The organism is Actinomadura macra NBRC 14102 (assembly GCF_001552215.1).
In the GTDB taxonomy this organism is placed as follows: Bacteria; Actinomycetota; Actinomycetes; order Streptosporangiales; family Streptosporangiaceae; genus Spirillospora; species Spirillospora macra.
In genome coordinates this window covers 703,404-717,619 of the sequence record NZ_BCQT01000006.1, presented here as the reverse complement: position 1 = coordinate 717,619, position 14,216 = coordinate 703,404, and the positions used below count along the sequence as shown (strand labels likewise).

Sequence of the window (14,216 nt, the reverse complement as noted above, 5' to 3'; positions counted from 1 at the left end):
CACCGCTCGCCCTCCGCTCTTTCGGCAACCGAGAGGATCAGCACCGCGCCGGCCCGCCGCAACGCGATCGTTCCGAGGGACGGAACATCGTCATTTCGTTCCGCCCGCCGGAAAAGGGGACTGGCTCGTCCGGGCACTTGAGGTCACCGTGCCGGGGACCTGACAGGAGGCCGAACGTGGGATCAGTGCGCGTTGACGAGCAGGCGACCTGGCTGCTGCGTGCCGAAGGCATGATCGCCGGTCCGCTCTCCGTGTCGACTGTCGCTGAACCCTGCTGGGGCACCGGTCGAACGCGGTCACACCATCGACAAAAGTTGGGCCGTCCTGTCCGAGGACTTGCGCCATAACGGCTTGACGCACCTGGGAACAGGCCCCTGTAACGGCAGTGCCACAGGACACGCTCGCCCGCACCCAACCAGGGAGAAGGACATGAGATCACTCATCACCAAGGGAGCCGTCGTGGCGTCGGTCGTGGCGATCGGCGGAACCCTGGCCGCTTGGACGACGCCCGCTCAGGCCGGCGGTGACACCGGCCAAAGGGGCATCCTCCACCTGAACGTACGCAACGACCAGTACGAGTTCCTCGACTTCGGTGCGAAGGGCGCGGGCGTCGGGGATCGGTATGTCTTCTCCGACACACTGTCCGGGGATGCCGCCGGCGAGGACGGCGGCTCCTGCGAGATCGTCAGGGTCGAAGGCGAGAAGATCACCACGAACTGCGTCATATCGCTCCGGCTTCCCCGCGGCGCGCTCACCGTCCAGTCCCTGTGGGTCCGCGGGAGCAACCCTCTGACCATGGCCATCACCGGTGGCACCGGCGCTTACCGCAACGCCCGCGGTGAGCTGGTGGCGACCGATATCCAGACTCCCCACGAAGCGTACCGATTGCGCATCCTGCCCGATTGAGCCCCGGGATCGCCACCACGTACCGCATCCCGCACTGGTTCAGGCCTTCCTGGAGGTTCGCATGACCGACCTGACATTTCGTTCCGCAGGCGAGCTCGCCAACGCCGTCGCGGCGAAGGAGGTGTCGAGCGTCGAACTGCTCGAGCACTACCTCGCCCGGGTGGAGCGGCTCGATCCGCAGGTGAACGCCATCGTCGCCCGGGACGAGGAGGGGGCGCGAGCCGCGGCGCTGGCGGCCGACCGCGCGGTCTCCCGCGGCGAGTCACTCGGCCGCCTGCACGGCGTCCCCGTGACGGTCAAGGACAGCATCGAGGCCGCGGGCATGCGGACCACCGGCGGATCGACCCGTTGGGGGCAGCACGTCTCGTCCGGCGACGCCGAATCGGTCGCGCGGCTCAAGAACGCGGGAGCGATCGTCTTCGGCAAGTCCAACCTGCCGGCCGACGCCCGGGACTGGCAGACCTACAACGAGATCTACGGAACGACGAACAATCCGTGGGATCCGACGCGCGGACCCGGCGGCTCGTCCGGCGGGTCCGCCGCGGCACTCGCCGCAGGGCTGACCGGCCTGGAGCTCGGCGGCGACACCGCGGGCTCGATCCGGGTGCCCGCCCACTTCTGTGGCGTCTACGGGCTGCGCCCGTCGTACGGGATCGTGCCGAGGCACGGGAGCGTCTCGGGACATGCTCCCGGGACGCTCGCGGAGTTCGACATGGCGGTCCTCGGCCCGCTCGGCAGGCATGCCGACGACCTCGACCTGGGGCTGGACGTCCTCGCAGGAGCCGACAACGAGCGCGCCCCGGCATGGCGGCTGGAGTTGCCCGCCTCAAGGGCAAGAACCCTGCGTGAGTTCCGGGTCGCGGCATGGCTCGACGACCCGTCCTGCCCCGTCGACAGCGAGCTGGTCGCGATCATGCAGGCGGCGCTGGAGGCGGTGCGGGCCGAGGGGGCCGGCGTGGTCGAGGGCCCGGGGCCGGTCGGGCTCGACGAGACGATGGCCGTCTACCAGCCGTTGCTGATGGCGCAGAGCGGGCTGATCGAGCCGGCCGAGTCGTATGCCGGGCTCGTGAAGCTCGCCGCGACGGAAGGGGCCGCGGGCGGGTTCGCCTCGGAGATGACGGTCCGCTTCCGCGACTGGCACGCCCTCGATGAGCGTCGGCAACACTCTCGCCGCCGCTGGGCCGAGTTCTTCCGCGACGTCGACGTCCTCCTGTGCCCCGTGAGCCCTACGGCCGCCTTCCCTCACGACCATCGACCCGATCCCGGCTGGTCCGTCCGGACCCTGCGGGTCAACGGTGTCGACCGGCCCTACGGAGAGATGCTCACCTGGATCGCACCGTCGTCAGTCAACTATCTGCCCGCGGCGGTGGCGCCCGTCGGGACGACCCGCGACGGGCTTCCCGTCGGCATCCAGGTGATCGCGCCCTACCTGCACGACCGCACCGCGGTCCGGTTCGTCCAGTGCCTGGCGGAGGTGATCGGCGGCTTCCGCCGCCCACCCAAATTCTGACCGCCGACCCACGGCGTTGAAGTGGGCCAGGCCCCCGACGGTTCAAAAGGCCACGACATCTGTGTTCGGCCCTGAGCGAGCCACAACACCACAACAACACCGGCTTGGACAAGTGTCGCCGAGACCGTTGCTCAAGGTGGGATCATGCGGGCTTTGATGGCATCTGGCCAACCCCCCGACCAGCCTGCGTCAGTTTCACCCCGGTAAATTGCTTCTTCGCGTCGCCCGGGCTCGTTCTATTTTCAAAAGGGCGGTCAGTTGAAAGCACGGCGATAGGAGTGGGGGCTGACGCCGGTGGTCTTCTTGAATCGGTCGCGGAACGCGGTGGGTGAGCCGAAGCCGACCTGGGCGGCGATGCGTTCGACGGGGTGGTCCGTGGTCTCCAGAAGGTGTTGGGCTTGGCGGACACGGGTGCGGTGGAGCCACTGGAGCGGGGTCGTCCCGGTCTGTTCGCGGAATCGGCGTATCAGGGTGCGGGTGCTGGTCCCGGCCTGGGCCGCGATGTCGGCGAGGGAGAGCTCGCGGCTCAGGTTGTCCTGCAGCCAGGCGAGCAGCGGTTCGAGGGCGGAGCCCCGGGGCGTGGGGAGGTGGTCGTGGACGATGAGCTGCGCCTGCCCGCCCTCGCGTTCGAGGGGCATCACCGCCAGGCGGGCCGCGTCGGCGGCGACGGCCGAGCCGTAGTCGCGGCGGATCATGTGCAGGCACAGGTCCAGGCCGGCGGAGGCGCCGGCCGAGGTGAGGATCTGCCCGTTGTCGATGTAGAGGACGTCCGGGTCGACTTCGATCTGCGGGTGGGCTGCGGCCAGGGAGGCGGCCGCGAGCCAGTGGGTGGTGGCGCGCAGGCCGTCCAGAAGCCCGGTGGCGGCCAAGGGGAATGTGCCGGAGCAGATGGAGGCGATACGTGTGCCGCTTTCCGCGGCCGCCTTCAGCGCGTCGCGCACCTTCGGGGTGAGTGGGGTGAAGGGGGCCGCAGTTCCAGGAACGATGATGGTGTCCGCTTGGTGGAGCCCGCTCAATCCCCACGGTGCGTGCAGGGTGAAGGCGCCTGCGTTGATCTCCCGGGATTCGGCGCACACGCGGATCTGGTAGCCGGGGCGGCCGTCCGGCAAGCGGGCGCGGGTGAAGACCTCGATCGGGGTGGACAGGTCGAAAGGGATCACCTGCTCCAGCGCGAGCACGGCAACGGTGTGCATGGCCAGAACTTACCTCGTCGCCGCTGCCATCAGTTCAACGATGAGGACTGATATTTCTGAGTTCCCCAGCTTGAAGTTGCACTCCGCAGTATTGGCATTAATCCGTTGGATGATGGCATTAATGCCACTGGGAAGCTGAGATGGGGACCTTTAGCGTCGACTGGAGCCCCGGCGTGGGGCCGGTGTGCCCTTTCGAAGGAGTTTCCATGGACGCTCAGCTGGTCCTGTTCGACGGCTTCGATCCGCTCGACGTCATCGCCCCTTTCGAGGTGTTGCACGCCGGCGGGGCTGCCTGCGGTGCGGTGACCGTGGAGCTCGTCACCGCCGAGGGACCGCGCGAGGTGGTCAGCGGAACCGGCGGGCTGGCGTTGCGCGCCACCTCCGTCCTCGATCCCACGCGTGCAGGACTGGTCCTTGTTCCCGGCGCCGCCGGCCGTATCGGCGAGCCAGGCGAGGACCCCGAACGTAATGCGGCGGCGGAAGAAGGGCGGCGGGACGACTCCATTCCCGTATTGCTGGGCCGAACCCTAGACACCCAACTGCCCGCGTTGCTCAAGGCGGCGATGGACGAGGCGACCGTGACCGTCGCTACCGTGTGCGGCGGCTCGCTCATCCTGGCCATGGCCGGCCTGCTGGAGGGCCGCCATGCCGTCACCCACCACATGGGGATGGACACGCTCGAAGCCCACGGCGTCCGCCCGGTGAACGCCCGCGTCGTCGACGACGGGGACCTCATCACCGCCGCCGGTGTCACCTCCGGGCTCGACCTCGGGTTGTATCTGCTGGAACGCGAGGTGGGTCCGCGGATCGCGCACGCCGTCGAGGCGTTGTTCGCGCACGAACGCCGCGGCACCGTCTGGCGCGCCCAAGGCCCGCTGCCCGTCGGTTTGTGATCCGGCACCGTCGTTCTCGACCTGGACAGGCCCTGACCTTGACAACTACGGCTTCGGCAGCGATGTGCGGCCCGCCTCCACCTACAGCGCAAGGCCGTGTTCTGGGAAGCTCTGCCTCGGCATCCAGGCGCCGGAGGCTCGTTCTCCCGCCCCTTCTGAAAGGGGCGGGAGGCGTCGCTCATTGGCGACCCGCTTAGCAGGGCAGGGTGGTGCGACCGGCAGCGCCGGTGGCACCTGTGGTGCCGTCAGCGGTGAACGTGGCGGCGGTGCCGTTGCCGCCGGGCTTGCCCGGGCAGACGGGGGCTGGCGGCGCCGCCGGCGCCGCCAGCGCCGCCCTTGTGGCCGCCTCCCGCCATGGAGGCGCCGCCGTATGGTTTCGATCGCACAGAGTGCCGTGTGTCAGACGGTCAGAAGTGGCCCCTGGCAGTCCAACCTCTCCAGACGTCATGTGCGGCAGATGGTTGGTCGGACTTGGGAGGACGCCGTAGCGCCTGACAGTGCGGCGACGGCGAAGGCAGTGGGAACGCATTGGGAACGGCCAGCCACTGTCGTCCGCGTCCAGTCGCATGGACAGGGAAGCCCCTGACCAGTTCTTGCTGGTCAGGGGCTCTTTGCGGCTGGTGGGGTGGCGCCTCCGGCAGGATTCGAACCTGCGACACCCGCTTTAGGAGAGCGGTGCTCTATCCCCTGAGCTACGGAGGCATGTCGTCGCTCGCGGAAGAGCGTAGCGGACGGCACCTACAGGGTAGGGGAAGGGGGGAGTTCTCCGCTCCTACTTATGGTGCCTGAAGGCCCTAGCTGGGCGGTGTCCGTGTCGGTACGCTTCGGTGTCGTGAAGGGTCGGCATCGCGGGCAGTCGGGCAACGTGTCCGACGAGGTGGAGGCCCCACCTCGTGGACGGCGGATGGCAGTGATCGTCGTCGCATTCGTCGTTCCCGTTCTGGTGGCGACCGTGGTCGCCTTCGGGTTGCGGGACGAGCCTGCGACGGGCCGGCCGGAGAGCGCCGCGGCTCCGGCGCGGCAGGGTGTGTCTGGGACGCCGAAGAGCGAACCGACGTTCGGGCAGTACGTTCCGCCGCAACCGCGGCCGCAGGCGGAGACGCAACCGCCTGAGCCGAAGCCCAAGCCGGTGGTGCGGCCGTCTCCACGAAAGACCCCGTCACCGAAGCCGCCGCACACCCGGCGGCGGGATCCACGGCCGTTGTGTCCCAACGGGTGGGGTTCTGTGCCTTTCTGGCAGAAGTGGTGCCTGGACAACGGTTACCGGCTTCGCTGATCCGGTTACGCCTAGCTCATCGGCGAACCTGTAGTAGCGTGCTGCCGCTGTTCCGTATTCGGGCATCAGGAGGAAAACCACCGTGCCTAATCCTCGGTCGGCGGCGCTGACCGCGGTCTTCCTGGTGGCGGTTCTCGCACCGCAGGGCATCGGCCGCGCGGCAGGGCCGGACGACGCGGTCGAGTCGCTGCGCCGGGAGGCGTCGAAGGCTCGCTCGGAGCTGGAGAGCGCCACGACGCAGATGGAGGACCGCAAGAAGGACCTGACTGCCTCGCAGGTGAAGCTGCGCGGCACGCTCAGGGATCTCGCGGTGGCCGAAGCCGAGCTCAACCGGATCCGGCTGCCGCTCGCGCGGCTGGCCAACGCGTCCTACCAGCAGAGCGGCGCCGCCGGGTCGATGGCGATCTTCGGCGGTGGCGCGCCGGACGCGGCGCTGCGTTCGACGGCGGACGTGACGCTGCTCGCCAAGTCTCAGCAGGCGCTTGTGGACCGCGCCGACGAGCTCCAGCGGCGGCGGCGGGAGCTCGCGTCCACGGCTCAGGACCTGCAGTCGCGCAATGCGATCGAGCAGACCCGTCTCCAGCAGCAGATCGACGGGCTGAAGGACAAGTCCGCGCAGCTCACCCGGCGGCTGAGCGTGATGCTGAGCAAGCTGAGCCCCGCCAAGCGGCTGGAACTCGGCTGTGACAAGAGATTGGCAGTGGACGCCAAGAGGTTCCCGAACGGGTTGATCCCCGCGAAGTACCTGTGCCCTCTGCCGCAGAAGGGCAAGGAGCTGCGCGCGGACGCGGCGCTCGCCTTCTACAAGCTGAACGCCGCGTACAAGCGGCACTTCGGACGGGAGATGTGCGTCACGGACTCCTACCGCAGCCTCTCCGAGCAGCATCGGGTGTACGCCCAGCGGCCGGGGTTCGCCGCGATCCCCGGGACGAGCAATCACGGCAAGGGGCAGGCCGTCGACCTGTGCGGCGGGATTCAGAGCTCGGGATCCGCCCAGTTCAACTGGATGGAGGCCAACGCCAAGACGTACGGATGGCTGCACCCCGCATGGGCTTACAGCAACCCGTTCGAGCCGTGGCACTGGGAGTTCGGCACGGAGAACGACCAGTGACTCAGTACGGCATCTCGGCGGCGGGGGTGACCTCGGAAGTGCAGAACCTGCAGCGCAGCGCCTTCACCGGGATGTCGCTGAGGCACTGCGGGCACTCCCGCTCGGCGGCCTCCTTGCCGCGGTCCATGCGTTCGATCAGCTTGGACGTCGGCAGGACGACCAGGAAGTAGACGATCGTGGCAGTGATCGCGAACGTGACGGCCGAGGTCACGAAGATGCCGTAGGGGAACGTGGTGCCGTCGATCGTCACCGCGAGCCGGGTGTAGTCGGGCTTACCGCCGATCAACGCGATCAGCGGCGTGATGAAGGAGCTCGCGAAGTCCTTGACCAGGCCGGCGAACGCGGCGCCGACGACGAACGCGACCGCGAGATCGACCAGGTTGCCGCGGATGAGGAACTTCTTGAAACCGCTCATGTGACGCTCCAGGGGGTTGGGGGCGCGTCCCACCGGCCGGGACACGTGCAGCGTTCGGGTGTCCCGCCGCGCATCGACCGGCTTTCCCCTGGTCAGCCCATCGTGACTGGACGAGATCGACCCGAACGGCCACGGATGGTAATCAAAGGTCGCGCTCATTGCCAAGTCAGCACGGGGTGGTGGGTGATCAACCTCCTGTGATCGTTACTGACAGGGTTCCGGCGGCGGCGGCGAGGGCGGCGGCCTGCGGGCGGTCGGTTGCCACGACGATGAGGGCTCCTTCCTGCTGGTCGTTCTCCTCCCTGGGCGGGACGGTCACGACGGGCACGCTCGACACCAGCACCCGCGCGGGCGCCCGGGGGCGCGCCTCTTCGCCGGGCACCCTCGGGCCGGTGCTCGCGGGGGAGGTGAGGATGTCGATGTGGTCGCCGGGATGGAGCAGGCGGGCGGTGGCGGCGTCGGATATGCGGACGGGGCTGGCGACCGTTCCTGAGGCGTATCCATGCAAGAGGGTGTCTCCGAGTATGCGGACGTCGGTCAGTGGCTCGCCGCGGCGTAGGGGGGCGGTGAGGACGCGGCCGGTCGCGTTGGCGCGGAGGGCACCGGACGGGACGGCGGTGGGCGGGAGGGCGAGCGCGCGTAGGTCGGACGGGCGGAGCGTCGTCCCGGCGGGCAGGTCGCGGGCGGCGCCGAGGACGCGGACGGACGGTGGCGGACCGGGGCGCAGGGCGGCGAGGGCGGACCCGGCGGCGGCCGCGGCGAACAGGGCGGCCAGGGGCCGCCTCAGGCGGGCTAACCGGGTGCTCATGGCAGTTCCAGAGGGAGTTTCATGCCGTCCAGGGCCTTCGGGCAGGGGCAGTCGCGTTCGGCCGGGAGGGACTTGACCACGTCCGCCACGAGGGTGCGAAGGCGGGCGATGTTCTCACCGAAGACGCGGAGCACCTCGTCCATCGTGACGCCCTCGCCCTCGTCGATGCCGGCGTCGAGGTCGGTGACGAGGCAGAGCGGGACGTAGCAGAGCGCCAGCTCCCGGGCGAGGACGGCCTCGGGGTGGCCGGTCATGCCGACCAGCGTCCAGCCCTGGGAGGCGAACCACTGGGACTCGGCGCGGGTGGAGAAACGCGGGCCCTCGATGACGACGAGGGTGCCGCCGTCGACCGGGTCCCAACCGGCGGTGCGCGCGGAGCCGAGGGCGGTGCGGCGGCCCGCCGGGCAGTACGGGTCGGAGAACGACACGTGGATCGCGGCGCCCTCGTCGTAGAAGGTCTGTGCGCGGCCATGGGTGCGGTCGGCGAGCTGGTCGGGGACGGCCAGCGTTCCGGGGGTGTGGTCCCGGGTGAGGGAACCGACGGCACTGGGGGCGAGGACCTGCCGGACGCCGAGCGAGCGCAGTGCCCACAGGTTGGCGCGGTAGGGGATCTTGTGCGGTGGGTAACGGTGGTCACGGCCATGCCGGGGGACGAACGCGACGCGCCGGCCGGCGAGCTCGCCGACCGCGAGCGGGTCGCTCGGCGGGCCGTAGGGGGTCTCGACCCTCACCTCCTCGATGTCGTCGAGGAAGGAGTAGAAGCCGGAGCCGCCGATCACCCCGATCTCGGCGGCGGGCTCTGCGGGTGGCGAAGTGGACATGGGGCCGACCCTAGCCACCCTCCGAAGGCGCCCGGGAGACCCGCCGCCAATTGTGGATAACCTCGCGGGACGTGCCGGAGGCCCGGCCGGATGGCCGGGCCTCCGTCCAGCTCAGCGCTGGATCCGCGGTGTGAGCCGCTCGGGTCAGCTGACCGGGTCAGCTGACCGGGTCAGCCGATCGGGTCGAGGACCCGTGGCTCCTCGGGCGTCGAGTGACGCTTGGCGAGGCGGCCCGGCGTCCAGATGCGCCGTCCGATGTCGTACGACAGGGCGGGCAGCAGCAGGGACCGGACGATCAGCGTGTCGAGCAGGACGCCGAACGCGACCACGAAACCCATCTCGGCCATGGCCACCAGCGGCAGCGTGGCCAGGGCGGCGAAGGTGGCGGCCAGGACCAGCCCGGCGGAGGTGATGACGCCGCCGGTGACCGTGAGTCCGCGCTGGATGCCGCGCCGGGTCCCGAGCGTCTGCGCCTCTTCGCGGACGCGGTGCATCAGGAAGATGTTGTAGTCGACCCCCAGCGCGACCAGGAAGATGAAGGCCAGCAGCGGGAAGCCGGTGTCGGTTCCCTCGAAGCCGAAGCCGTGGCGGAAGACCAGGGCGCAGGCGCCGAGCGAGGCGAGGAACGACAGGACGACGGTGCCCATCATCAGTAGCGGCGCGACGATGGCGCGCAGCAGCAGGATGAGGATCAGGAAGACCACGGCCAGCACGATCGGGATGATGACCTTGTTGTCGCGGTCGGATGCCCGCTTGATGTCCAAGGCGGTGGCGGTGGTGCCGCCCACCTTCGCGTCCGCGGACGGGACGGAGTGCGCCGTCTTGCGCAACCGGTCGATGGTGTCCTGCGCGGCCTTGCTGTCGGCCGAGTCGCGCAGGGTCGCCTCGTACTGGACGAGACCGTTCGCGGTGACGGGCTGGCTGAGTTCGGCGACTCCCTGGGTCTTCTGAAGGGCGGCGCCTAGCGGGCCGGCGGCGGACGCCTTGCCGATGACGACGGCGGGGGCACCGGAGCCGGCCGGGTAATGGCGGGCGACGATTTCGGCGCCGACCACGGAGTCGGGGCGTCCGGTGAACTGGCCCGCGTCCGAGAGCCCTTCCGCCTTGAGCGAGCCGAGACCGAACGTGAGGGCGATTAGCCCGATGGACGTGACGGCCCAGAGCGCGCGCGGGTGCTTGCCCACCAGACCGGAAACGCGGCTCCAGATGCCATGCTCGGCTTCGAACGCTTCAGGCTCCAGGTACTTCGCGTCATACCGGGGGACGAGCGGCCAGAACAGCCAGCGGCCGAAGATGACCAGAAGCGCCGGAAGCAGCGTCACCATGGAGGCCAGTGCGGTGAGGACGCCCGCGGCGGCGACCGGGCCCATTCCGGCGGTGGAGTTCATGTCGGCGAGCATCAGGCACAGCAGGCCGATCGCGACGGTGGCGGCGGAGGCGATGATGGCGGGAGCGGCGCGGTGCAGCGCGTACGCCATCGCCTCGTGCCGGTCCTCGTGCCGGTGCAGTTCCTCGCGGTAGCGGGCGACGAGCAGGAGCGCGTAGTCGGTGGCGACACCGAAGACCAGCACGGTCAGGATTCCGGCGCTCTGCCCGTTCACGGTCAGACCCGCGTTCTTCGCCAGCAGGTAGACGACCGACTGCGCGAGTCCGAGGGCGAACACCGCGCTCAGGACGGGCACGAACCACAGCATCGGGCTGCGGTAGATGATCAGGAGCAGGACGATCACGACGATGCCGGCGGCCATGAGAAGGAAGCCGTCGAGGGTCTCGAAGACCGCGAACATGTCCGCGCCGCCGCCGGCGGGTCCGGTGACGTGCGCGTTCAACCCGGGTGGCCCTCGCTTGACGAGATCGCGCGCCCCGTCGATGGCGCCGGTCACGTCCTGGTCCGTGAAGGGCACGAGGGTCTGGAGGGCTTTGCCGTCCTTGGACGGGAACGGTCCCTGTGCCTTCTGCGCGCCGGGCAGCTTCTCAAGTCCGGGCAGGTCGGCGGCGGCCTTGGCCTTGTCGGCGGCGGTGACCCCGCCGGGCCGCTCGTAGACGATCACCGCGAGCATCGTCTCGTCCTTGCGGAACTTCTCCTGCAATTCGACGACCTGCGTCGACTCGGCCCCGCCGGGGAGCCAGGCGGCGGCGTCGTTCTTCTCGACGTCGCCGAGCTTGCCGGCCAGCGGACCGAGGGCGGCCAGCAGGACGACCCACAGGGCCAGCACGGCCCACTTGCTGCGCCGGCCGGCGATCAGTCCGGCCAGGCGGTGAGCTGTCGTTCTGGGGGGAGGTGGGCTGGGTGCTTCCATGGTTCCTTCTCCTGTACCGGGGCATCCGGGCAGTTCGCGATATGTCGTGTTCTGGTAGGAGAATGTCTCGATTGAAGAGAGATGTCAAGTACTATCTCGTCAATGTCATCTCTTGTATGGCGAGCTTCTCGACACTAGAGTCTCTCTAAGTTAGAGCTTTGTCAAGTGGGCCGGTCGTCCAGGGGTGTGGTCCTCGATCGGGTTCCGCCATCGCAGACCATCGTCGTCGCGCGGGGGCCGTTCGCGCGTCGGGCGCGAGATGGGAACTGCGCTACCCCACACGAGGCAGAAACGATCAAGCGGCTACCCCTCAAGATGTAGGTGTGGCCGGAACGGATGCGCGGCACGTCGGAGATAACCGCCGAGGTTCTCGTTCCTGCCGGTGAGAGGGCGCACCGACTGGGCAGGTCGCCGGCCCTTCGCCGAGGGCGGATCCGGGGCTCCGGTTGGCAAGGTGAAGGGCCCTGGTCGGAGGTGGTCTGACCAGAGCCCGCGTCTCGTCGTCCTGAGTCTTTGTGTCGAACTCGTCTTTGACAGCTCAGCCGTCAGTAGAGGCGTCGAGGCGTCCGACCGCGTTCCACGTGTTCGGTCCGTTCAGCCTCAGGGGTGCGCTGAGGCATTGGCCGGGCGGCCGTGCGGCCGCGCCTGGGCGCCGTAGATCCCGCTCCCCGCGGCCGATGTCCTGGGTGGGTGCGAAGAAGCGAGGGCGTGCCCCTGAGGGGTCAGGCGACCTTCTCGGACGACGAGGACGAGGACGTCGTGGACGAGCTGGACGACGACGAGTCGCTCGACGAGGACGACGACGCCTCGGACTTGGCCGAGTCGCCGCCGGACTTAGCCGAGTCGCCCGATCCGCCCGAATCGCCGTTCGAGGAGGATCCGTTGGACGAGGCGCCCACGGTCGAGGTCTTGCTTGAGCCGCGGCTGTCCGTCCGGTAGAAGCCGGAGCCCTTGAAGATGATCCCCGCGGCGGAGAAGACCTTGCGCAGCTTGCCGCTGCACGCCGGGCATTCGGTCAGCGCGTCGTCGCTGAACTTCTGCACGACCTCAAGAGGCTCGCCGCACTCGGTGCAAACGTACTGATACGTCGGCACGGTTCCTCCTCGCTGACTCAGCCCGGTGATCCCCGGCCTGGCACTCACTCTGAACGACTGCTAATGGTACCCATGCATGGAACAGGATTCGTCCCCGCCCTGTTCCCGGGCCCCGCGTGTGGGGGAGCGGTCCCTGTGGACGGGGCCCGGGGCATGAGATTCCGCTGGTCAGGATCGTACGGCTGGACGCGCCGGCCAGGATCGTGTGATCAGGCTCCGGTTTCGCCGAACCAGCCCGCCAGCTTGCCGCGCCGGCTGACCGCGCGCAGACGGCGTTCGGTCGTCTCCCGAACCGCCTCGGTGGTCACGACCAGGAGCGTGTCACCCGATTGCAGAGGCGTGGTGGGTTCGGGGACGAAGCTCGACCCGTCCCGTACCACCAGGGTGACGGACGCGCCGGGGGGAAGCCGGAGTTCGAAGATCTCCACACCGCTCAGCTGAGAGTCGGAGGGGATCCGGATCTCGAGCAGGTCCGCGTGGAGTTCTTCCAAGGGCGCGGCTTCCACGTCCAGTTCGCGTGCCTGTTCGTCACTCTCCAGCCGGCACCAGCGCGCCACCAAGGGCAGTGTGGGGCCTTGCAAGAGGGTGAACACTACGACGATCGTGAAGACGATGGAGAACAGCCGTCCGGCGTCTGGGACCTCCTTCACCATGGGGATGGTGGCCAGGACGATGGGAACCGCGCCGCGTAGGCCGGCCCAGGACGCGAACAGTTTCTCGCCCCACGTCAGCTTGAACCCGATCGTCGACAACACGACCGAGACCGGACGGGCGATCAACAGCAGAACGAATCCGATCACCAGCGCGGGGACGATCTGCCCGGGCAGTTCAGTGGGCGAGGCCAGTAGCCCGAGCATCACGAACAGGCCGATTTGGGCTAGCCAACCGATGCCCTCTGCAAAACCGCGCGTGGCGGGACGGTGCGGGAGCCGCGCGTTGCCCAGGACGAGCGCACTGACGTACACGGCGAGGAACCCGCTGGCGTGCAGCAGCGTCGCCGCGCCATAGGAACCGACGGACAGCGACAAGACGGCGATGGGATAGAGGCCGGAGGCGGGTAGTGCGACACGGCGGAGTGCCTGGGCCCCCAACCAGCCGATGGCGATGCCTATCAGGCCGCCGGCGATCAGTTCGTACACCATGACGGCGAACAGCTCGGCGAGGTTCGGGGCGGCGGCGTGCGAGCTGAGCGTGATCACGATGATCACGACGGGGGCGTCGTTGAAGCCGGATTCGGCTTCCAGGAGCCCGGTCAGCCGGGATGGCAGCGGTAGCCGCCGCAGCACCGAGAACACGGCCGCGGCGTCGGTCGGGGCGAGCACCGCGGCCAGCAGGAACGCGGGCCGCCAGTCCAGGCCGACCAGCCACATGGCGGCGAGCGCCACCACGACGATGCTGATCAGGGTGCCGAGGGTGGACACGCTGAGCGCGGCGGGCACCGAGGGCCGGACGTGCCGCCAGTTGGTGGTGATGCCACCCTCGGCCAGGATCAGGACCAGGGCCGCGAGGCCGAGCGTCTCGGCCAGCTCGGCGTTGTCGAAGTCGATGTGGAGGGGGCCGGACTCGCCGATGAGAAGGCCGAGGCCCATGTACGCCAGCAGGGTGGGCAGGCCCGCCTGGTGTGACAGCCTGACCGCGACGATGGCGCTGAGTACGAGCGTGGCCCCGAGGAGTAGCCAGATGTCTAGCTGCACATCCCGCCCTTCGGGGTCGTCAAAGTTGATCGTTTAGGAATCCTACACATTCATGAGCAAATCGCACACTTGTAGTTGAGGGACGGGACGTCACAGGCGTCGGTCATCGACGCCTGACGTGCGGATTTACCCCGTGGACAACGTTCTGCACCTCGCGTCCCTCGACGACGGTGGCGACGTCGCCGCGGATCATCG

The 14,216-nt window shown here is 69.0% G+C and carries 11 protein-coding genes and 1 tRNA gene; 4 read left to right on the top strand and 8 right to left on the bottom strand.

Annotation, left to right across the window (positions count from 1 at the left end):
* Positions 1 to 429 precede the first annotated feature (429 nt).
* Both AMA02S_RS12430 and AMA02S_RS12425 read left to right on the top strand, forming a co-directional pair.
* Positions 430 to 906 (top strand): allene oxide cyclase barrel-like domain-containing protein, encoded by a 477-nt coding sequence (locus AMA02S_RS12430; protein WP_067456352.1) that lies wholly within the window; start codon positions 430 to 432, stop codon positions 904 to 906.
* A 61-nt stretch (positions 907 to 967) separates the two neighbouring features.
* A complete protein-coding gene (locus AMA02S_RS12425) occupies positions 968 to 2,416 on the top strand; it encodes an amidase (RefSeq protein ID WP_067456349.1) in 1,449 nt (482 codons plus the stop codon).
* Positions 2,417 to 2,670: 254 nt separating this feature from the next.
* Here the strand turns inward: AMA02S_RS12425 and AMA02S_RS12420 are convergent, their stop codons facing one another.
* Positions 2,671 to 3,609 carry a GlxA family transcriptional regulator gene (locus tag AMA02S_RS12420; RefSeq protein ID WP_067456346.1) on the bottom strand — a complete coding sequence of 313 codons (939 nt, stop codon included), beginning with the start codon at positions 3,607 to 3,609 and terminating at the stop codon, positions 2,671 to 2,673.
* A 206-nt stretch (positions 3,610 to 3,815) separates the two neighbouring features.
* Here AMA02S_RS12420 and AMA02S_RS12415 point away from each other — a divergent pair, with 206 nt between their 5' ends.
* Positions 3,816 to 4,502, top strand: coding sequence for a DJ-1/PfpI family protein (locus AMA02S_RS12415; protein ID WP_067456343.1), 687 nt, complete (start codon positions 3,816 to 3,818; stop codon positions 4,500 to 4,502).
* A gap of 626 nt (positions 4,503 to 5,128) precedes the next feature.
* Here the strand turns inward: AMA02S_RS12415 and AMA02S_RS12410 are convergent.
* Positions 5,129 to 5,204: transfer RNA gene (locus AMA02S_RS12410), tRNA-Arg, on the bottom strand.
* A gap of 656 nt (positions 5,205 to 5,860) precedes the next feature.
* Here AMA02S_RS12410 and AMA02S_RS12405 point away from each other — a divergent pair.
* Complete coding sequence (locus tag AMA02S_RS12405; RefSeq protein ID WP_067456340.1) at positions 5,861 to 6,889, top strand: D-alanyl-D-alanine carboxypeptidase family protein; 1,029 nt, start codon at positions 5,861 to 5,863, stop codon at positions 6,887 to 6,889.
* Position 6,890: 1 nt separating this feature from the next.
* On the opposite strand, the gene AMA02S_RS12400 is transcribed toward AMA02S_RS12405, so the two are convergent.
* The 6 genes from AMA02S_RS12400 to AMA02S_RS12375 form a co-directional block, all read right to left on the bottom strand.
* Positions 6,891 to 7,304, bottom strand: coding sequence for an MscL family protein (locus AMA02S_RS12400; RefSeq protein ID WP_067457146.1), 414 nt, complete (start codon positions 7,302 to 7,304; stop codon positions 6,891 to 6,893).
* Positions 7,305 to 7,491: 187 nt separating this feature from the next.
* On the bottom strand, positions 7,492 to 8,112 hold the full coding sequence (locus AMA02S_RS12395; RefSeq protein ID WP_067456337.1) for an RcpC/CpaB family pilus assembly protein: 621 nt from the start codon (positions 8,110 to 8,112) through the stop codon (positions 7,492 to 7,494).
* Entirely contained in the window at positions 8,109 to 8,933 is an 825-nt protein-coding gene (locus AMA02S_RS12390; protein ID WP_067456334.1) for an S-methyl-5'-thioadenosine phosphorylase, read from the bottom strand. Before AMA02S_RS12390 ends, AMA02S_RS12395 begins: the two co-directional genes overlap by 4 nt.
* A gap of 170 nt (positions 8,934 to 9,103) precedes the next feature.
* Complete coding sequence (locus AMA02S_RS12385; protein WP_084265021.1) at positions 9,104 to 11,233, bottom strand: MMPL family transporter; 2,130 nt, start codon at positions 11,231 to 11,233, stop codon at positions 9,104 to 9,106.
* A gap of 722 nt (positions 11,234 to 11,955) precedes the next feature.
* Positions 11,956 to 12,327 (bottom strand): FmdB family zinc ribbon protein, encoded by a 372-nt coding sequence (locus AMA02S_RS40130; RefSeq protein ID WP_084265020.1) that lies wholly within the window; start codon positions 12,325 to 12,327, stop codon positions 11,956 to 11,958.
* 209 nt (positions 12,328 to 12,536) lie between these two features.
* The gene (locus AMA02S_RS12375) at positions 12,537 to 14,021 is read right to left on the bottom strand and encodes a potassium/proton antiporter (protein ID WP_067456327.1); all 1,485 of its coding nucleotides are present in this window, start codon (positions 14,019 to 14,021) and stop codon (positions 12,537 to 12,539) included.
* Between the last annotated feature and the right edge of the window lie 195 nt (positions 14,022 to 14,216).